The 19,003-nt window shown below is 70.9% G+C and carries 20 protein-coding genes; 11 read left to right on the top strand and 9 right to left on the bottom strand.

Translation table 11 applies throughout. The features are described from left to right. The first annotated feature begins 30 nt into the window (after nucleotides 1-30). Entirely contained in the window at nucleotides 31-1,212 is a 1,182-nt protein-coding gene (locus tag I2501_RS29805) for an MFS transporter (RefSeq protein WP_196197394.1), read from the top strand. Between the two features lie 44 nt (nucleotides 1,213-1,256). On the opposite strand, the gene I2501_RS29800 is transcribed toward I2501_RS29805, so the two are convergent. From I2501_RS29800 to I2501_RS29770, 7 genes are all read right to left on the bottom strand, one after another. Beyond that, nucleotides 1,257-1,733 carry an NUDIX domain-containing protein gene (locus I2501_RS29800; RefSeq protein WP_196197393.1) on the bottom strand — a complete coding sequence of 159 codons (477 nt, stop codon included), beginning with the start codon at nucleotides 1,731-1,733 and terminating at the stop codon, nucleotides 1,257-1,259. Nucleotides 1,734-1,783: 50 nt separating this feature from the next. Continuing rightward, entirely contained in the window at nucleotides 1,784-2,008 is a 225-nt protein-coding gene (locus I2501_RS29795) for a hypothetical protein (RefSeq protein ID WP_196197392.1), read from the bottom strand. A gap of 189 nt (nucleotides 2,009-2,197) precedes the next feature. Then, entirely contained in the window at nucleotides 2,198-3,286 is a 1,089-nt protein-coding gene (locus I2501_RS29790) for a chitinase (RefSeq protein WP_408022800.1), read from the bottom strand. A 236-nt stretch (nucleotides 3,287-3,522) separates the two neighbouring features. Continuing rightward, nucleotides 3,523-3,789: a hypothetical protein gene (locus I2501_RS29785; protein ID WP_196197391.1), complete on the bottom strand. Its 267-nt coding sequence runs from the start codon at nucleotides 3,787-3,789 to the stop codon at nucleotides 3,523-3,525. A 98-nt stretch (nucleotides 3,790-3,887) separates the two neighbouring features. Next, the gene (locus tag I2501_RS29780; protein WP_196197390.1) at nucleotides 3,888-4,913 is read right to left on the bottom strand and encodes an EamA family transporter; all 1,026 of its coding nucleotides are present in this window, start codon (nucleotides 4,911-4,913) and stop codon (nucleotides 3,888-3,890) included. A gap of 254 nt (nucleotides 4,914-5,167) precedes the next feature. After that, nucleotides 5,168-6,400: a kynureninase gene (gene kynU / locus I2501_RS29775; RefSeq protein ID WP_196197389.1), complete on the bottom strand. Its 1,233-nt coding sequence runs from the start codon at nucleotides 6,398-6,400 to the stop codon at nucleotides 5,168-5,170. Next, entirely contained in the window at nucleotides 6,397-7,209 is an 813-nt protein-coding gene (locus I2501_RS29770; protein ID WP_196197388.1) for a tryptophan 2,3-dioxygenase, read from the bottom strand. The genes kynU and I2501_RS29770 overlap by 4 nt, the downstream gene beginning before the upstream one ends. Nucleotides 7,210-7,355: 146 nt before the next feature. Between I2501_RS29770 and I2501_RS29765 the strand changes: the two genes are divergently transcribed. From I2501_RS29765 to I2501_RS29730, 8 genes are all read left to right on the top strand, one after another. Further along, the gene (locus I2501_RS29765) at nucleotides 7,356-7,802 is read left to right on the top strand and encodes an Lrp/AsnC family transcriptional regulator (protein ID WP_328806739.1); all 447 of its coding nucleotides are present in this window, start codon (nucleotides 7,356-7,358) and stop codon (nucleotides 7,800-7,802) included. A gap of 86 nt (nucleotides 7,803-7,888) precedes the next feature. Further along, nucleotides 7,889-8,698, top strand: a complete 810-nt coding sequence (locus I2501_RS29760; protein ID WP_328806738.1) for an alpha/beta hydrolase — start codon at nucleotides 7,889-7,891, stop codon at nucleotides 8,696-8,698. Nucleotides 8,699-9,038: 340 nt separating this feature from the next. Beyond that, nucleotides 9,039-10,457: a family 2B encapsulin nanocompartment shell protein gene (locus I2501_RS29755; RefSeq protein ID WP_196197387.1), complete on the top strand. Its 1,419-nt coding sequence runs from the start codon at nucleotides 9,039-9,041 to the stop codon at nucleotides 10,455-10,457. A 16-nt stretch (nucleotides 10,458-10,473) separates the two neighbouring features. After that, on the top strand, nucleotides 10,474-11,232 hold the full coding sequence (locus tag I2501_RS29750) for a bestrophin-like domain (RefSeq protein ID WP_196197386.1): 759 nt from the start codon (nucleotides 10,474-10,476) through the stop codon (nucleotides 11,230-11,232). 95 nt (nucleotides 11,233-11,327) lie between these two features. Continuing rightward, nucleotides 11,328-11,873: a DinB family protein gene (locus I2501_RS29745; RefSeq protein ID WP_196197385.1), complete on the top strand. Its 546-nt coding sequence runs from the start codon at nucleotides 11,328-11,330 to the stop codon at nucleotides 11,871-11,873. Between the two features lie 267 nt (nucleotides 11,874-12,140). Continuing rightward, on the top strand, nucleotides 12,141-12,647 hold the full coding sequence (locus tag I2501_RS29740) for a SigE family RNA polymerase sigma factor (RefSeq protein ID WP_196197384.1): 507 nt from the start codon (nucleotides 12,141-12,143) through the stop codon (nucleotides 12,645-12,647). A gap of 81 nt (nucleotides 12,648-12,728) precedes the next feature. Then, entirely contained in the window at nucleotides 12,729-14,078 is a 1,350-nt protein-coding gene (locus tag I2501_RS29735) for a hypothetical protein (RefSeq protein ID WP_196197383.1), read from the top strand. 70 nt (nucleotides 14,079-14,148) lie between these two features. After that, nucleotides 14,149-14,778 (top strand): GNAT family N-acetyltransferase, encoded by a 630-nt coding sequence (locus I2501_RS29730; protein WP_196197382.1) that lies wholly within the window; start codon nucleotides 14,149-14,151, stop codon nucleotides 14,776-14,778. A gap of 22 nt (nucleotides 14,779-14,800) precedes the next feature. Here the strand turns inward: I2501_RS29730 and I2501_RS29725 are convergent, their stop codons facing one another. Next, on the bottom strand, nucleotides 14,801-15,286 hold the full coding sequence (locus I2501_RS29725) for a hypothetical protein (protein ID WP_196197381.1): 486 nt from the start codon (nucleotides 15,284-15,286) through the stop codon (nucleotides 14,801-14,803). 77 nt (nucleotides 15,287-15,363) lie between these two features. Here I2501_RS29725 and arfB point away from each other — a divergent pair, with 77 nt between their 5' ends. Continuing rightward, nucleotides 15,364-15,798 (top strand): alternative ribosome rescue aminoacyl-tRNA hydrolase ArfB, encoded by a 435-nt coding sequence (arfB, locus tag I2501_RS29720; protein ID WP_196197380.1) that lies wholly within the window; start codon nucleotides 15,364-15,366, stop codon nucleotides 15,796-15,798. Between the two features lie 123 nt (nucleotides 15,799-15,921). Here arfB and I2501_RS29715 read toward each other — a convergent pair whose 3' ends face one another. After that, entirely contained in the window at nucleotides 15,922-16,446 is a 525-nt protein-coding gene (locus I2501_RS29715; RefSeq protein ID WP_328806737.1) for a flavin reductase family protein, read from the bottom strand. Nucleotides 16,447-16,803: 357 nt separating this feature from the next. Here I2501_RS29715 and I2501_RS29710 point away from each other — a divergent pair, with 357 nt between their 5' ends. Continuing rightward, entirely contained in the window at nucleotides 16,804-18,744 is a 1,941-nt protein-coding gene (locus tag I2501_RS29710; protein WP_196197378.1) for a sensor domain-containing diguanylate cyclase, read from the top strand. Nucleotides 18,745-19,003 lie beyond the last annotated feature (259 nt).

The raw sequence follows: 19,003 nt of genomic DNA, 5'->3' as shown, positions 1-19,003 counted from the left end.
GCCGCTCGGGTTTGGTTGCTGGCCCTCGGTATGTTCGCGATCGGGACCGACCTGTTCATTGTGTCCGGCCTGCTGCCCGCGTTGGGGCACGACCTCCGGCTCTCGGTGGCGGCGGCTGGTCAGACGGCTACGGCCTTCGCGATCACGTACGCGATCGCCGCGCCGGTGCTGGCCAGCGTGACGTCCAGGGTGGACCGGCGGACGCTGCTGATCGCGGTGCTGCTGGTGTTCGCGGCCGGGAACGCGCTGTCGGCGCTGGCACCGAACTTCGAGGTGCTGCTGATCAGCCGGGCGATCACCGGTGCCGGAGCCGCGCTCTACGCGGCCACCGCGTCCGCGGTGGCGGCCAGGATCACCTCGCCCGAGCGGCGGGGCTGGGCGCTGGCCATCGTCTACGCGGGAATGACCAGTGCGATCGCGCTCGGCGTCCCGCTCGGCAGCGCGATCGGCAGCATCGGCTCGTGGCGCTGGGCCTTCGGCTTCGTCGCGCTGCTGGCCGTCGCCACCGTGCTCGGCGTCTGGCCGAGTATCCCGTCGGTGCCCGGCGCGCCCGGAGTCAGTGTCGGCCGGCGGCTGGCGGCCATCCGGATCAAGCGAGCGCCGAGCGCCCTGCTCACGACGGCGTTGTGGATCCTCGGCACCTTCACCGTCTACACCTACCTCGGTACGGAGTTGGAGAAGGTCACCGGTGCGGGTTCGGGCGAGCGCTCCTGGCTGCTGCTGTTGTTCGGCCTGGGCAGCTTCGCCGGTGTGATGGGCGGCGGGCGGCTGGCCGACCGGGTGGACCCCGGCAAGGGCCTGATCGCCACCCTCACGCTGCTGGCGGTCGTGCTGGCCGGATTCGGGCTCGTGCTGCACAGCCTCGTCGCGACGGCCGCGGGCCTGGCCCTGTGGGGCCTGGTGCACTGGTCCAGCTTCCCGTTGATGCAGCACCGGTTGCTGACCATTGGCGGCGGTGACGGCGACATGCTGCTCGCCCTGAACAACAGTGCGGTGTACGTCGGGCAGACTGCCGCTGCGGTGATCGGCGGCCTGGTGGTGGGCGCGGGCGAGGTCGGCCGGCTGCCCTACGTCGGCGCCGCGTGCGAGGTGCTGGCGGTGCTGGCACTGCTCGCCGGGTCGGACCACTCAGCCCGCTCGGCTCGGTGGGCCGGGCCTGTGTCGAAGTCGACCGTGCCGGAGACGACCCCAACGTCCAGCGACGCGAGCTGAGCCGCTCTCGATCCTTGAACTCCAGGTGCGGCGCCGGTGTCCGCTCAGCCGAGGTGGGGGCCGTCCGTGCTGGAGAGGTAGTGGCTGAGCCGGAGGCGCATGGAGCGGTCGATGGTGAGGGACGGCAGATCCTGTGGGGCGACCCAGCGGACCTCGCTGGATTCGGGGCTGGGGCGGGTGTGGCCGCCCACGGGGCGGGCGGTGAAGACCAGTGAGAACTCCTGGCGGACCTCGTCGTTGCTGGTGTAGTGGATCACGTGCCTCGGGTCGGTGTAGACGCCGGAGAGGCCGGTGATCTCGCACTCGACCCCCGTCTCCTCGCGGGTCTCGCGCACCGCCGCCTCGGGGGCGGACTCGCCGAGGTCGATCGCGCCGCCCGGGACCGCCCAGTTGCCGTTGTCCGTGCGGCGGATCAGCAGGATCCGGCCGTCCGGGTCGCAGACGATGACGTTGACCGAGGGAACCATGCTGGTGGCACGCGGCGCGGCGGGGTCGTCGTAGTAGTCGCGTCGTCCGGGCATGCGGCGGAGTCCTTCGGCGGGCTTGGGGACGTGCGGGAGTCGAGCAGGGCTCAGAAGATCGTGGGAGCGGCGTCGTCCTGCTCGCCGAAGGCCAGTTGGTAGACGAGGTCTTCCAGGTCCACGGGCTTGAGGCTGCCGACGCAGGACACCAGGAGGTCGCGGGCGCCCCGGTGGGGCTCGTCGTGGCGGGCGGCGTTCCAGTGGCCGGCGACTCCGGCCGGTATGGCGGCCACGTTCCTGCCGCAGCGGGCGCAGGTGGTCCGAGGCATCTTCATGTCCCCATCGTCTCAGCAGGGACCGACAGCGCCTGGCAGCCGCTCGACGCGCCGTTTCGACGCGGGGGCGAAGGGCCGCAAGGCAAGGCGTTCGAGACGCACCTCGCGGCCCTCGCCGGGCTAACCGCCCAAGGCCGCGCCCTGGCGGACGACGGCCCCGGCAGCGGTGGCAGTCAAGCGGACTGACCGTCAGTTGGTGAAGTGCTCCCAGGTGTGGCTGAAGTACCAGCTGGACTGGGAGAGCCCGGAGCACGAGTCGGAGCCGCCGGTGCCCGGGCAGCCGCCGTTGTCGCGCTCGGCCGCCCACATCGAGATCTCGTCGATCCCCTTGCTGACAGCCCAGTTGTAGACCGTCGTGGCATCGGCCGTGGTGAACGTCTCGCCCTTGCCGTAGTCGTCGATGCCCGGCATCTCGGTGACGCCGACCATCGCCCACAGCTGGCTGGAGGACTTGCTCGGGTAGAGCGTGTGGAGCTGGTTGACCAGGCCTTGGGCGGCGGTCTCGGTGTCCTTGGCCATCTCCTGCGTGGTGCCCACGTAGTAGTCGAAGGTCATGATGTTGACCACGTCGATACGGGTGTGGTTGGCCACCGCGTTCTTCATCACCGCCTGGCCACCGGAGTCCAGGCCGTTCGTGTTGGTGGGCATCGTGTACGAGAACTGCACGGAGCGCTTGTTGCTCGCCGCCCACGCCTCGACCTTGGCGATCGCCTTGTTGCGGCGGTCGATGCCCGCGCTGTTGGTGAGCGAGTTGGCCTCGACGTCGAAGTCGACGCGGGAGAGGTTGTACGTGGTGATCAGGTGCTCGATGCCGGAGGCGATCGTGCTGACGTTGGTGCAACTGTCCGCGAGCTCGGTCCCGTCCGTGTCCGCGGAGTAGCCGCCGAACGACGGGATGACGCCGCCGCCGTTGGCCTGGATCTTGGCGATCGACGAGCCGTAGGTCGAGGAGGCGATCGGCTGCGAGGAGTTGCCGTTCCAGTCGAGCGTGCAGGAGCCCTTGGACGGGGTCTGCAGGAAGGCCATGGACAGCCACTTGGCACCGGACTTGGCGGCGATGGTCGCCGGGTCGTCGCTGGTGTAGGCCTCCATGTAGGGCGCGAAGAGGTGCGAGGGGACCGCGGTGGCCCGAATGGCGGCCGCCCCGGTCGCGTGGGCGGTGACCGGGGCGGCGGGTGCGGTGGTGTCGGCCGCCTGGGCGACGGCGGTGGCGCCGAGTGTGGTGACGGCGGCTGCCGTGACGGCGAGGGCGGCGCGCAGGCGTGCGGTGGGACGCAAGGGGGCCTCCGGCGGTTCCTGTTAGGAAACTTTCCTATCTTTTGAGGAGGGAACGTAGCCCTGGCCTGAATCGCCGTCAAGAAGTCCGGCACCACTTCTTACATGAACATGAGCATGAACCGGAACCGCGCAGGAACCCGGTCAGGAGAGCGTCCGACCATGCGAACGCGCCGGGACGCCCGCTTTGCTGCGGGGGTCCCGGCGCGTTGCCGGTATGCGGTTGTAAAGGGCTGCGGTCAGTTCACTGACGGCCCCGTGCGCCAGGCGTCCAAGCCGGCCTGGCGGGCCATCTTGGCTTGGTTCAGGGTGCGCGTGGCCATCTCGCTGGGAGGCGTCTCCCAGGTCTGGATCCAGCGGCGCCCGGCCGAGATCAGGGAGAGGCCGACGAGGGTCGCGCCGGTGGCGACGACCATCGAGCCGAATCCCGTCATCGCCGCGCCGACCGCCAGCAACCGGGTGTTGGGGCGGAAGCCCTGGGTGCCGTTCGTCGTCATCGCAGTCATGGCACCACGATGCGCGCGACTGCCCGGCCCCGCACCTCGGGACGGGCAGTCGGGTCAGGCAGGGCGTGGGGGGCAGGTCAGGAGGTGTAGGGACAGGGTCAGTGCGGAGTCGACGCCGACGGGGCCGGGTCGGCCTGCGTCCCGGCGGACGCGTTGTCGGGCGCGCCTGTGGGAGTGGAGACGACGACGGGCGTGCTCGGCTCCGAGGGACGGCTGGTCTGGGCGATGAACGCCCCGATCAGCACCAGCGCTCCGCCCAACAGTTGTGGCGTGGCGAGGTGTTCGCCGAGCAGGACCCAGGAGAGCACCGTCGCCCAGATCGCCTCCAGGAACGCGATCACCGATGCGACCGGTGCGGACAGGCGGCTCACCGACGTGACGCCGGTCAGGTAGGCGACGACGGTCGAGATCAGGACCATCCACAGCGCGAGCGCGATCGCGGGGACGCGGGTCGAGTTCATCGTCGCGTCGCCGCCCAGCACGTGCCAGGGCAGCGTCCACGGCTGTGCCAGCGGCGTGATCACCAAGGCGCCGATGAGTAGGCCGAACGCGGAGAGGGCGATCGGATCGATCCGGTCCTTCGGGGCGGCGGAGGCGCTGCGCCCGGCCTTCTCGGAGATCACGAAGTAGCCGACCTGGGACACCGCCGCGCCCAACCCGAAGAGCACGCCGATCGGGTCGAGCCCGCCCAGCCCGGTCCACACCTCGACCACCAGCGCGAGGCCGACCGTCGCCGTCAGTGCGCCGAAGGCCGCCGCACGCGTCACCGGGCGCCGCTGCACGAAGCGGACGTAGCCGAGCAGCAGCGAGGGGCCGAGGTACTCCAGCAGCATCGCGATGGCGACCGGGATGCGGGAGATGGCGAAGAAGTACGACACCTGCACGAGCGTCACGCCCAGCAGCCCGAACCCCAGCAGCAGCCACGGCTGACGTCGCGGTAGGTCACGGTGGCGGATCGCGACCGGCAGCAGCACGAGGGCGGAGCCCGCCATCCGGATCCAGACCACCTGCAGAGGGCTCAGCCCGGCCTCGATCAACGGTTTGGCGGCAACGCCGGAGCCACCGAAGCAGAACGCGCTGACCAGCGCGAGGGGGAGACCGAAGGAGCGCCGAGGGCTGTGCATGAGTCGCATTGTGACAGCGCCCGTGCGGAAGCGACAGGGGTGTCTCACGGCGATGCTGCTGTCGTCGGCGCGGCGGTCAGTTGCACCTCCCGGACATCGCGAGAGACCACTGACATACGGATGGCCCTGCTCGTTCGGCGTGCTACCTGTGTGGGTGGCTTGTCGCGCAGTTCCCCGCGCCCCTGAGGTGCACGGTTGCTCTTCTTCAGAATCCCAGCGCCCTTGGCGGTGCAACTACCCGAGGGCGAACGTCCTCAGGTCACCGCGCCCCGCTGGGCGAAGCGTGGATCGCGCCATTCGCCGGAGGCGAGGACCTCGCGGAGGGCCTCGGCTGCGTCGAAGACGTCCGCGTGGGAGACGTAGAGCGGGGTGAAGCCGAAGCGCATCACGTCCGGGGCGCGGAAGTCGCCGATCACGCCGCGTGCGATCAGCGCCTGCACCACCGCGTACGCGCCCTCGTGCCGGAGGGAGATCTGGCTGCCGCGCTCCGCAGGCGTCCTCGGGGTGACCGTCGGCAGGCCGAGTGCGTCCGTCAGACGGAGGAAGAACGACGTCAGGCTCAGGCTCTTGGCGCGGATCCGTTCGAGGTCGACGTCCGCCCAGACGTCCAGCGCCGCGTCCAGGCCGGCGAAGCTCAGCAGCGGCGGGGTGCCCGTCAGGAAGCGGCCGATGCCGGTCGCCGGGGCGTAGTCCGGGGACATCGCGAACGGCTCCGCGTGGCCGAACCAGCCGGTCAGCGGCTGGCGGGCCGCGTCGTGGTGGCGGGCGGCGGCGTAGAGGAAGGCCGGGGCGCCGGGGCCGCCGTTGAGGTACTTGTAGCCGCAGCCGACGGCGAAGTCCGCACCGCAGGCGTCGAGTTCGATCGGCAGCGCGCCGACCGAGTGGCACAGGTCCCAGACCATCAACGCGCCCGCCGCGTGGACCTGTTCGGTCACCGCGGCCATGTCCTGGAGACGGCCGGTGCGGTAGTCGACGTGGGAGAGGAGGACCACCGCGGTGTCGTCGTCGAGCAGGTCCGCCAGCGAGTCCCCGTCCCGGCCGATCAGCCGGCGGCGGGCCGGGACCAGGCCCTCGGTCATGTAGAGGTCGGTCGGGAAGCTGCCCACCTCGCTGATCAGCGTCGAACGGCCCGGACGCAGCCGCATCGCGGCCGTGAGCACCTTGAACAGGTTCACCGACGTCGAGTCGCAGACGACGACCTGGCCCGACGCGGCGCCGACCAGCGGAGCCAGCCGTTCGCCGAGGCCGCGCGGCAGGTCGTACCAGCCGGCCTCGTTCCAGCTGCGGATCAGGCCGTTGCCCCACTCCTCCTCGACCATGCGGCGCAGGCGCTCGGGGGTGTGGGCGGGCAGCGCGCCCAGCGAGTTGCCGTCGAGGTAGAGCACGTCCTTGGGGAGCGTGAACCGCTCGCGGAACCCGCCCAGCGGGTCCACGGCGTCCAGCGCCAGCGCGTCCTCGCGGGTGGGAGCCCCCGCCCCCTGGCTCACAGCTCGTTCCTGACGGCCCAGAGGTCCGGAAAGACATCCGTCTCCGCTGCCTTGCGCAGCCAGGTGAGGCCGCTGGAGCCGCCGGTGCCCGGCTTCGCGCCCATGCAACGCTTCACCGCGCTGAGGTGGCGCTGGCGCCACTGCGTCACCCGCTCGGCGACGTCGAGCAGCAACTCGGCGAGGCCCTGGAGCTCGCGGGCGTGCGGCATCGTCGAGTCGGTGTAGACGGAGAGCCAGGCGGCCTTCGCGTCCGTGGTGTCCACCCCGCGTCGGTCCAGGTAGGCGACGGCGTCGTCGTAGAGGCTCGGCTCGTTCAGCGTGCGGGTCAGGTCGGCGTGGACCTGCGGGCTGCCCGCGTAGAGGCGCAGCAGGCGCTCCTCCTTGTTGCCGAGCAGGAACTCCAGATGCAGGTACATGTACGACTGGAAGCCGCTCGCCTCGCCCAGCACCGGGCGGAACGCCGAGAACTCCACCGGCGTCATCGTCGAGAGCAGGTCCCAGGACCGGACGAGGACGTCCTGCGCGTCCAGGCCCCGCCGCAGCGCGGCGGTCGCCTCGGGCAGGTCGTCGGCGCGCAGCGCGTGCTGGGCGCGGGTCCACTCGTGCCGTATCAGGCCGAAGAGCAGCTCCATCACCTGTGTGGCGACGATGAACGAGGTCTCCGCGGGCTCCTTGCTGAGCGGGTGCAACAGGCTGTGCAGCGTGTCGATCCCGGCGTACGCCGCGTACGGCGTGGTGGGCTCGCCGAAGTCGACCTTGGGTGTGGTCGCCTCGGGGAGCGTGGTTGCAACGGAGGGCGTCGCAGGCATGGTGTGGTCCTTCCGGCGCGGTGGGGCACTGCCATTCTGCTGCGCGGCGGCCTTCTGCTGAATGGGCAACGAACCGCGACTGGGCCGTTCGGCTTAGCCTTGGCAAGGCAGATTCGCGATAGTGGTTTGCAAACACAAAGCGTGAGGTGAGTGCGGTGCTGGACGCGGTGGACCGTCGGCTGCTGGCCGAACTTCAGGAGGACGCGCGCCTGTCCTTCAACGAGCTCTCGCGGCGGGTGAACCTGTCCGCCCCGGCGGTGGCCGAGCGGGTCAGGCGGCTGGAGTCGACGGGTGTGCTGAGCGGGTACCACGCGGAGGTGGACCTGAACCGGGCCGGTCGCGTGGTCACCGCGCTGGTCCAGGTCCAGTGCTACGGCCCGCGCTGCGTGCTGCGTGACCCTGCGGTCACCGAGTGGCCGGAAGTGCTGCAACTGCACCGCGTCACCGGAGGGGCCTGTTGCGTGCTGATGGTCGCTGTGGCAACGATGGCTGAGTTCGAGGGGCTCATCGACCGGTTGGCGGAGTACGGGCAGCCGTCCAGCACGATGATCCTGTCGACCCCGCTCCGCTGGCGGCCGGTCGAGCCGGTGTGAGCGCCCGCTCCGGCACAGATGCGCCGAGGCGGAGAGGTGCAGAGGCGTGAAGACGTGACCAGGCCCGAATCTGGAGGGGAACCGACGTGCTGGACGAGGACGCGCTGAGCGAGCTGCGGTTGACGCCCGACAAGTCCCGCGCCTACGGCGGCCACGCGGACCAGGTCGTCGACTTCCTGCTGCCGGGCGGCGGCGCGGGGTCGGGCGGCGGCCAGGGCGGCGAGGGGAAGGCGCTGGTCGTGCTGCTCCACGGCGGGTTCTGGCGTCCGGCCTACGACCGTCAGCACACCGCGCTGCTGGCACGGGCGTTGGCGGACGAGGGCTACCTGGTCGCGGTGCCGGAGTACCGGCGGACGACGGGCTGGCCGGAGATCTTCGACGACGTCGCGGTCTGCGTCGAGTCCCTGCCGATGATGACGGCGGCGTTGGGCTTCCGCCCCAACCGTACGGTACTTGTGGGCCATTCGGCCGGTGGCCACCTCGCGCTGTGGGCCGCCGCGCGGCACCGCCTCCCGGCGGGCTCGCCGTGGCGCACGGAGTCCCGCCCGGACGCGGTCGTCTCACTGGCGGGCTGCGCGTCGCTCCGCCTCGCGGACGAGTGGCGCCTGGGCGGCGGCGCGGCCCACGACATGATGGGCGGCTCGGTGGACGCCCTGGCGTCCCGTTACGCGGACTGCGACCCCGCGGCGCAGTTGCCTCTCGGCGTGCCTGTGACGCTTGTCCACGGCGTGGACGACGTGGTGGTGCCGGTGACGATGTCGCGCGAGTACGCGCGGATGGCGCGCGAGGCAGGCGAGGAGGTCCGGCTGGTGGAACTGCCGGACATGGAGCACTACGGTCTCATCGACCCGAGCAGCTCCGCCTGGCCGCACGTGCGCTCCGCGCTGGAGGCGTAGCCAGGAAGTACGTTGCGCAGGCAGGCGGTTGCACTATCCAGGGGCGCGGGGAACTGCGCGAGAAACCACTGACGAGCGGATGGCCCTGCGCGTTCGGTGTGTTTCCTCGCAGGGTGGCTTGTCGCGCCCACGCGGCGGAGCCGCATATCAGCAGAGCCCCGCGCCCCTGGATGGTGCAACCGCTCGGGGGAGCGCGCCCTGCGCGTCGGCCGTTACCTGCCCTGATACCCACCGCTGATCGCGCGCAGTCACGCTCTTTCGGGTAATAGCCGCCGCCCCTCCCCGCCCTCCACCCTGGAGGTGTCGATCAACTCCAGGGCTCCAGGGGAGGACCCCAAGCATGACCGTCGACGCAGGTATTGACGCCCAGTCAGACGCTTCGGCGGAGCCGACTGCGCTCGGTACCGCCGCCGCGAAGAACCTCGCCACCACGACCAAGACCCCGCCGCAGATGCAGGGCATCACCTCTCGGTGGTTGCTCCGCATGCTGCCGTGGGTGCAGGTGTCCGGTGGCACCTACCGGGTCAACCGCCGCCTGAGTTATGCGACCGGCCGAGGCCGGCTCAGCTTCGCACAGACCGGGGCGGAGACCCGGATCGTGCCGCCGAGCCTCGCGGAGCTGCCGCCGCTCCGCGGCTTCGGGGAGGACGCGCTCCTCACCGAGCTCGCCTCGCGCTTCACCCAGCGGGACTTCGCCGCGGGCGAGGTCATCGCCGAGTACGGCGAAGTCGTCGACCACGTGCTGGTCATCGCCCACGGCAAGGTGCAGAAGGTGGGCACCGGCAAGTTCGGGGACAGCGCTGCCGTCCTCGGCGTCCTCGCCAACGGCGACCACTTCGGCGACGAGGCGCTGCTGCGCGACGACGCGCTGTGGGAGTACACGGCGAAGGCCGCCACCGCAGGCACGTTGCTGTCCCTCCCGCGTCAGGCCTTCACGGACCTGGTCGGCCGGTCGCCCGAACTGCGGGCGCAGCTGTCCGCGTTCGAGGCGGCCGGTGCTGCCGCGCAGGACAAGCATGGGCAGGCGGCGATCGAGCTGGCCGCCGGTCACGACGGCGAGCCGGAGTTGCCCGGCACCTTCGTGGACTACGAACTCGCGCCGCGCGAGTACGAGTTGAGCGTCGCGCAGACCAAGCTCCAGGTGCACACCCGGGTCGCCGATCTCTACAACCAGCCGATGAACCAGATCGAGCAGCAGCTCAAGCTGACCGTCGAGGCCCTGCGCGAACGCCAGGAGCACGAGATGATCAACAACCCGGAGTTCGGGCTGCTCGCCAACGCCGACTACGAGCAGCGCATCCACACCCACGGCGGCCCGCCCACCCCGGACGACATGGACGAGCTGCTCGCGCGTCGCCGCGGCAACAAGTTCTTCCTGGCCCACCCGCGTGCCATCGCCGCTTTCGGGCGTGAGTGCAACCGGCGCGGGCTCTACCCGGAGGACGTGGACGTCGCGGGCAACCGGATCCCGGCCTGGCGCGGGGTGCCGATCTTCCCGTGCAACAAGATCCCGGTCAACGGCGGGCACACCAGCTCGATCCTGGTGATGCGTACCGGTGAGGACGACCAGGGAGTGGTCGGCCTGCACCAGACGGGGCTGCCGGACGAGTACGAGCCCGGTCTGTCCGTCCGGTTCATGGGCATCAACGAGCGGGCGGTGATCCAGTACCTGGTCAGCGCCTACTACTCCTGCGCCGTGCTCGTCCCCGACGCGCTCGGGGTGCTGGAGAACGTCGAGGTCGCCCGGCCCCGGGACTGAGGGACGGCGACCGAGCGTGAGCTGGAGCGACATCCTCATACTCACGGCCACGTTGGTGGCCTCGGCGGTGCTGCTGTGGCTGCTGCAGCACTTCGTCCCGCACCGGTTGCGGGAGAGCCACAACGACGTGGCGGGGTTCATCTTCGCCGCCGTGGGCGTGATGTACGCGGTGCTGTTGGCCTTCGTCGTCATCGCCGTCTGGCAGAACCTGGACTCCGCCAAGCAGACCACCTTCAAGGAGGCCGACGCCCTGGCCGGCGTCTACTGGATCTCCCGCGAGCTTCCGCTGCCGCTGGGCGCGCAGTTGGAGCACAACACGCTGGAGTACGCGCACGTCGTGCAGGACACCGAGTGGCCGCTGATGACCAAGCACGAGAGCAGCTCGCAGGCCACGGACCTGGTCTACGAGATGCGTTCGGAGGTCTTCAGCTTCAACCCCTCGACCCCCCGGGAGCAGGTGCTCTACGAGCACGCCGTGACCCACGTCGAGGACCTCGCCTCGGAGCGCCGCGCGCGGCTCAACGAGGTGGGGGACTCGGTGCCGGTGATCATGTGGGTGGCGCTGCTCGCCGGAGGGCTGCTGACGGTCGGCTTCACCTATCTGTTCGGGTTGTCCAACACCCTCGCCCACGGGCTGATGGTGCTCACCCTGACTGCTCTGGTCGTGGTGTCACTGCTGCTCATCAAGGAGATGGACTACCCGTTCACCGGTGTGACCCACGTCGATCCGACCGCGTTCCAGGTGTTCCTGGAACGACTGCCCCCGCCACGATGAGAAACCCGGAGCAAGGAGGACAGAAACTGTCCTAGTTCCCCTCTAGCGTGGGGACCACCGAGAGCGAAGCATTGATGTTCTGAAAGGTGGTCCCCATGCCGACTGTTGTGATCGAAGAGAAGGACGAGCGCGACGCCCTGCTCAACTTCGTCGAGGCCCAGAGCGCGGCGGTGCGCCGGGCCGTCGGCGGGTTGAGCCGCGAGCAGCTCACCGCCCAGCCCACCGTGAGTGAGCTGACTCTCGGCGGGCTCGTGAAGCACCTCGCCGAGATGGAGAGCAACTGGGTCCGGGTGATCCTGGCCGGACGCGAGCCGCTGGTCACTCGCGACACGAGCACTTGGTCCGATTCCTTCCGCCTGGTGGAGGGCGAGGAGATCGGCGACGTCCTGACGTTCTGGGACGAGGTCGCCGCCGAGACGGCCGAGATCGTCGGCGGACTTCCCGACCTGGAGGTCACCGTCCCGTTGCCGGACCGCCCTTGGTTCCCCAAGGGCGCCGAGCGCTCGGCCCGGTGGATCCTGCTCCACCTGATCGAGGAGATCGGCCGCCACGCCGGCCACGCCGACATCCTGCGCGAGGCGACAGACGGTGCCACCGCCTTCCAACTCCTCAGCCCGGAGCAGCTCCGCCCCAACGACTGACCCGGAGCGAACGCTCCCTCAAACCTGCTGCGCCAGAGCCCCCCGACCGGATCCGGCCGGGGGCTTCTGCGCGCCGGTTTTCCGTCCTCGCTGACTTTCCTGGCTTTTTTGCCGCCACCTGTAACGTCCCGTGGGGTCATCCGCGTCAATCAGGCAGCAGTGCACATCACCCGGAACGCCGGGGTGCACGGGCCAAGCACAGCACAGGCCAGGGACGGCACGGGCCAGAAAACGCGGCAGTGGTGGGGGCGTGGATGCGGGCGGTCGATGAACGGGACCGATGAGCAGGAGTACCTGGACTTCGCGACCGCGCGAGCCGGAGCGCTGTACCGGACGGCGTGCCTGCTCACGGCCGGCGACCGGCATCTGGCCGAGGACCTGGTCCAGGAGACGCTCGGCCGGATGTACGCCCAGTGGCGCCGTGTCGCGAGCGCCGACAACCCGGCGGCTTATGCGCACACGGTGCTGGTGCGCGCTTTCCTGAGCCATCGCCGTCGCCGGAGCGCGGGCGAGCAACCCACCGGGCAGCTGCCCGAGAACGTGGCGGCCGAGGGGGACGCCACGCTCCGGCTGACGCTGCTCGACGCGCTCTCGCGCCTGCATCCGCGCGACCGTACGGTGCTGGTCCTCCGCTACTGGGAGGACCGCAGTGTCGAGGAGAGCGCGCGCGTGCTCCGGATCAGTGCCGGAGCGGTGCGGACCCAGAGCTCGCGTGCCCTGGTCAGACTCCGCGCGGTCCTCGGCGACTCCCTGACGGACCTGTCCACCGCCTGACCTCGCTCCTGCCCACTTGCGACTCCCGCGACTTCCCGCGACGCCCGCACGTCCCGCTTCCCAGAGAGACGGTGACCTTCCATGCGCGATTCCACACCCGAATCCCTGCCCGCCTCCACCTCCGGCTCCCTTCCCGACCCGGACCGAGATGACGAACAGGCCTCCGGCGACCCGCTGTTGCAGCAGCTGCGCAGCGCCGGTGCGGCCTTCACTCCCGACAACCTCGCCGACCTCGTCGCGGGCGGTGTCGCCGACGGTCACCGGCGGCGTCACCGCCGCAACCTCGCCATCGTGGGCGGGACGGCGGCGCTGGCGCTGATCGCCGTGGGCGGGGCGCTCACACCCGCGTTGCTCGGGCACGGCACGGGTCAGCAGCGCGCCGAGGCCGCCTCGGCGGGACGGCGTGCTGCCCCGTCGGCGTCGACGGGGCAGTCGACGTCGACATCGCCGGTCAGCGTCGAGCCGACGCCCGACCACGCCGCCGCCATGCTGAGGACGCTGGAGAGCCTGCTGCCCAAGGGCGCCACGTTCGGTTCTCTGCAGGGACGTTGGGGCCTGGGGGGAGGGATGATCGCGCCGCTGGCGAGCGTCGTTTACGACGACTCCCATGGGGCGTCCCTGATCGAGCTCGGCCTCAACCACGTCGCTCCTGGGGCCTCGGTGCCGGGGTGCGTCGATCCCGTCTACGCGCCCAACGACGTCTGCAGCAGCGAAACGCTCCCGGACGGCTCCCGGCTGGTGGTCGACCAGGGCTACGAGTACCCCTCACGCGGCACCGGCACCAAGGACTGGGGCGCCACGCTGGTCAGGCCGAACGGCCAGGAGGTGCAGGTCTCGGAGTGGAACGCGCCGCAGGAGAAGGGCGCGTCCGTCTCCCGACCCACCCCTCCGCTCGACGCCGCACAGCTCCGCGCGCTGGTCACCGACCGCGCCTGGCAGCCGCTGCTCGCGGCCCTGCCCGCGCCCACGGCCCCGCCGGTCGCCGTTCCGCAGGGCCCGACGGGTGACGCCATCCTCAACACGGTCAACGCGCTGCTGCCCAAGGGTGTCACCGCGCTGCACGAGGACACCCAGACCGGCTACGCCGAGGAGCAGCTCTCCGACGGCACCGGCGGCGTGGGTCTGATCGGGATCAACTACCAGCACTGGAACCCCACCACGGACGCGCAGACGCTCGCCCAGCTCTACGCCGGGGCCACGGTGCTGCCCGACGGCAGCAAGCTGGTCGTGTCGGAGAACCCCGCGGAGAAGGGCGGCAGCGGCGCGGTCCAGTGGATCGCGGACGTGTTGCACCCCGACGGCCTGCGGGTGGTCGCCATGGAGTTCAACGCCCCGACCCAGGGCGTGGCGGCGGACCGGGCCGAACCGGTGCTGACCATGGCCCAGCTCAAGGCGCTCGTCACCAGCACGCTGTGGAGCAGCCTCGGCTGAGCCCTGCGTGACCCTGCGCGACCGTGCACGAGACGGCACGCAGTGGTCCGGTCCGGTCTAGCCTGGCGGGATGGAGCTGAGCATCCGTCCGTACCGGTCGGACGACTGGGAGGACCTGTACGAGATCTGCGTCCGCACCGGCGACAACGGTGCGGACGCGAGCTCGTTGTACCCGGACCCGAGGATCCTGCCGGACATCTTCGTCGGCCCGTACCTCGCGCTGGAGCCCGAGCTCGCGTTCGTCGTCGCGGACGCGGCGGACGCGGCGGACGCGGCGGACGGGGCGGACGGGGAGGGCGGCGACAGGGCACTCGGCTACATCCTCGGCACGGCCGACACGCGCCGCTTCGTCGCCCGCTACCGCGACGAGTGGCTGCCGAAGGTGGTCGACCGTTACCCCGACGACGGCGGACGGGGCAGTGAGCTGCGCCGCCCGGAGGTGATGCTGAGCCCGATCGCCGACGCGTACCCGGCCCATCTGCACATCGACCTGATGCCGCAGGCGCAGGGGCGCGGGTTCGGTCGGCGGTTGATGGACACCTACCTCGCCGCGCTGCGCGAGCGCGGCGTCGACGCTGTCCACCTGGCGATGGGCGCGGCCAACGTGTCCGCGCGCGCGTTCTACGACCGGCTCGGCTTCTCGGAGTTGGCCCGCCCGGTGCCCGGCCTGGTGGTGATGGGCCGCAGCACGCGGCTGTAGGCCGTAGGCGGTCAGTACGGGCTCAGGGAACGCGCGGGAAGCGGCTGCGCAGCTCCCAGACGGTGAGGTTGTGCTGCAGGTCGTCGTGAAGGTCCGTCAGGTCCGCGAGAATGTCCTGCAGGAAGTCCCGTGATTCGCGGCGCAGCACGCCGTGGTCCACCAGCAGCGGGCGCTCGTCGCGGACCCAGTCGGCACGGAGCTCGACCCAGTCGCCGCGCCGGGAGAACCGCAGCCGGTCCGACGACTCCGTGAAGTCCAGCTCGGCACGCGGAGTGCGGAAGCCCGGCAGCACCTCGTCCAGCTGCTCGACGATGTCGCACAGCGCCCAGGCGAAGTCCAGCACCGGCACCCACCCCCACCGGGTGGAGAGGTCCCGTCCGCCCTCGCCCTCGATGAACACGTCCCCGCAGAAGAGGTCGTGCCGCAGGGCGCGGACGGGCGCCGTCGCGTAGTCCGTCTGCGGCGGGTCGGGGAAGCGGTTGGAGAGGGAGTAGCCGAGCTCGATCACCCCACGATTCTCGCAGTGCCGGTGAGAGTCGGTGAAAAGGGTTCGCGGGTGCGGCCGCTCGGCAGGATCATGGGCACATGTCTGCGAATCCTGTGGCCGTACGCGTCCGGGGTGTCGTCGTGCCCGACGCCGAGCTGCAGTGGCGGTTCTCCCGCTCTTCCGGTCCCGGTGGACAGCACGTCAACACCAGTGACAGCCAGGTCGAGCTGAGGTACGCCCTGGAGGCGAGCGCGGCGCTGCCGCAGGTGTGGCGCGAGCGCGCGCTGGAGCGGCTGGCCGGTCGGCTGGTCGACGGCGCGGTGGTGGTCAAGGCGTCCGAGCACCGGTCGCAGTGGCGCAACCGGGAGGCAGCGGCCGTCCGCATGTCCGCGCTCCTCGCGGAGGCGGTCGCCCCGCCCCCGCGTGCCCGCCGCGCGACGAAGCCCTCCCGCGGCATGGTCGAGCGCCGCCTGGAGAACAAGCGCCGCACCGCCGCCGTCAAACGCGGCCGCGGCCCCGTCCGCGACTTCTAGCCCCGGGCAGACGGGGACGTTGCAAACGTCCAGGGGCGCGAGGAACTGCGCGACAAGCCACCCACGACGGAAGAGCCCCGAACGTGCAGGACCCTCCGCATGCCGGTGGATTCTCTCCGTGGCTCAGCTCAAGTGCCGGTACTGGCCCCGGAAGTACAGCAGCGGACCACCCGTCGGCGCGCCGACCTTCGCTTCGAGGACGTGGCCGATAAAAAGCACGTGGTCGCCCGCGGATATGCGGTCCACCGTCCGGCACTCGACCGTCGCGAGCGCGCCGTCGACCAGGGGGGAGCCCGACTGCTCGCCGCGGTGGTGGGGGAGGTCCGCGAAGAGGAGGCGGTCGCTGACGCGGCCCTTCATCGCGAAGCGCGCGGCGGCGGTCCGCTGGTCGGCGGCGAGGACGGAGACCGCCCAGGTCTCGACGCGGGAGAGGACGTCCTCCATCCGGGAGTCCTCGCGGACGGAGATCAGGACCAGGGGTGGGTCGAGGGAGACCGAGAGGAACGCCGTGGCCGTCATCCCCACGTCCTCGCCGCGTGGGCCGTCCTCCGCGTCGTGGGCGGTCACCAGGACCACGCCGGAGGCGAGCTGGCCGAGGGCGGCGCGGAACTCCTCAGGAGTGGCCTCGGGGCCGTCCAGAGGGGTCACAGGGGCTGGGGTGGCAGTTGCTGCGGCGTCGTACACACAAGCACGCTATCTTCGCTCGGCCCTGCCTCGCATCGGACCTTGGGCGTAGGACGGGCGTCTGATTGCTCACGTTGCGTCGGATCGATGCAAACGTTGGGGAAGAAATGAGGGGGAACGGTAGGGATGGGCCACGAGGGGAACCGAGGGAGGAACTGACGGAGGGTCTGCTCGCGCCTGGTACAGAGTTTCGACGTTCACACGTGCGATGCCTGTGAGTTGGCTCACAAGTGGGAACGAATTGCTGACCCAGAGTGTTGAACAGTGTGCTCTATGTGATTCAGTTTGTCTGCCAGTCGGACCATCGGAGGGAGGTGGGCGATGGACGCCGAGCCGCAGCCGGAGCCGTATGTCCGGTTGGCGACCCTGCGCACGCTCCATCGCATCATCGCCGACCTCAACGCCGCCCGCAGCCTCGCCGGTACCCTCCAGGCCGTGGTCGAGGGCGCCGTGATGGGTCTGGGTTTCGACAGCGCCGCCGTGAACATGGTCCGGCCCGACGGCGATCTGGTCGTCGCCGCCGTCTGGGAGATCAGCACCGAGGGTGAGGCCGACGAGGGCATCAACAGCATGCTCGGGCAGGTCGGCACCCGCGACTCGTGGAACCGGCTGCTCAACGTCGGCGACCACTGGGGCAGCCTGGTCTTCGTCCCGGCCGAACGGATGTGGGCGCGCCCACCGGACCTCCCCATCTGGGGTGGCGGGGACGCCCAGTTCGTCGAGGGCGCCTGGCATCCGGACGACTGTCTCTTCGCCCCCATGTACAGCTACGGCGGCGAGTTGCTCGGCGTGCTCTCCGTCGACCGCCCCCGCAACGGCCGCAGGCCCGGTCCGTGGACGCGTGAGGCCTTGGAGATGTTCGCCCAGCAGGCGGGCATCGCCATCGGCAACGCGCGCCTGCGCGCGGAGATGCAGCGGGCGCTGATCCGGCTGGAGCGCGAACAGCAGGTGCTGCTCGCCAGCGAGGAGAGCTACCGCCAGGCCTTCGAGTACGCGCCCAGCGGCATGGCCATCACCGAGCTGCACGGCCAGACCCGCGGACAGCTCACCCGCGTCAACGACGCCCTGTGCCGGCTGCTGGGCCGCTCCCGCTCCTCCCTGCACCGGCAGTCCTTCGCCGACCTGGTCCATCCGGACGACGCCGTCAAGCTGCGCGGCATCGCCACCGAGAACGGCCGGGCCGAGGTGCGGCTGGCCCGGCGCGACGGCGGCTGGTTCTGGGTGAACCTGCGCAACTCCGTCGTCTCCGACCCGGTCGAGGGCGCGATGTACCTGCTCACGCATGTCGAGGACATCGAGGACCGCAAGCGCCACGAGCTGGCCCTGGCCCACCGGGCCAGTCACGACGCGCTCACCGGCCTGCCCAACGCCGCCGAGCTCCGGGCCCGGTTGCAGATGCGCCTCTGCGACCATCCGCACGACAGCCTCGGGCCCGCCGCACACGGTTCCGGCGCCCCCGGCGCCGCCGCGCACAACCCGGGCGGCTTCGGCGGCTTCGGCGGGTACGACGGCGGCATGGGCGGCCTCGACAGCCGGGGCGACATGGCCGCTCTGGCCATCCGGGGTGACGGCCCGCACATGAATGGCCCCCACATGGACGGCCCGTACGCCGACGGTCTGCACGCCGAGGGTGAGGGTCTGCACCCCGAAGGCCTGCGCGGCGACCCCCGGGACTTCGCGGGTCGTCCCAAGCGCCCGGCCCTGGCCGACCTCCTGGCCGAGGACGAGGGGGACGGTCACGCTCACGGCCACCCCGAGGCCGCCGACGCGGGCGGCTTCGACGGCGGTGGGTACGACCACGTCCACGCCGTTCCGCCGGACGAGGGTGGCGCCGAGCCGGACGGGCGCAACGGCCGCGGTCTCGCCGTGCTCTTCTGCGACCTGAACGGCTTCAAGGGCATCAACGACCGCCACGGCCACAACGCGGGCGACGCCACCCTGATCGAGGTGGCCAGACGGCTTCAGGCCGCCGTCCGCGAGGGTGACACGGTGGCCCGGCTCGGCGGCGACGAGTTCGTCGTCCTCGCCGACGGGCTGGACCGCGAGCGCGCCAAGGATCTGGCCGACCGCCTCCGCGCCGCGGTGACCCCGCCCATACGGTGGGAGAGCCGCACCCTGCGGGTCGGCGTGAGCATAGGCGTCGGTTGGGCCGGTTGCGGGATGAGCATCGACGACGTACTCCACACAGCCGACGAACTGATGTACGTGGAGAAGCGTGCGCGGGCGGGCGGCGGAGGCCGCTCGCACCGGCGCGCGGGCTGATCGCGACAGCCGTTCGGCTGACCGTCCTCACCCTCGCCTCATCCACGTCGCGGCGCTGTTCCGCGCCGTTACGCCGTTGTTCCGCCGTTCGTTGCCTCGCAGGTGGGGGTCGCGCGGAACCGTGCGGCGGGCTGGTTGCGTCCACCGTTCCGGCCACGCCGCTCTTTCCGTCGCGTCACCCAGTCGGGGTAGTGTGCGGTGGATACGCGTGCCTTCGGTGCGGTACTCCGGGCGCGAAGCCGAACATCACGGAACATCC

Origin of the sequence: Streptacidiphilus fuscans, assembly GCF_015690355.1 — a bacterium.
Lineage (GTDB): Bacteria > Actinomycetota > Actinomycetes > Streptomycetales > Streptomycetaceae > Streptacidiphilus > Streptacidiphilus fuscans.
Note: the sequence above shows the minus strand (reverse complement) of the source record. Positions and strands in the feature narration are given on the sequence as shown.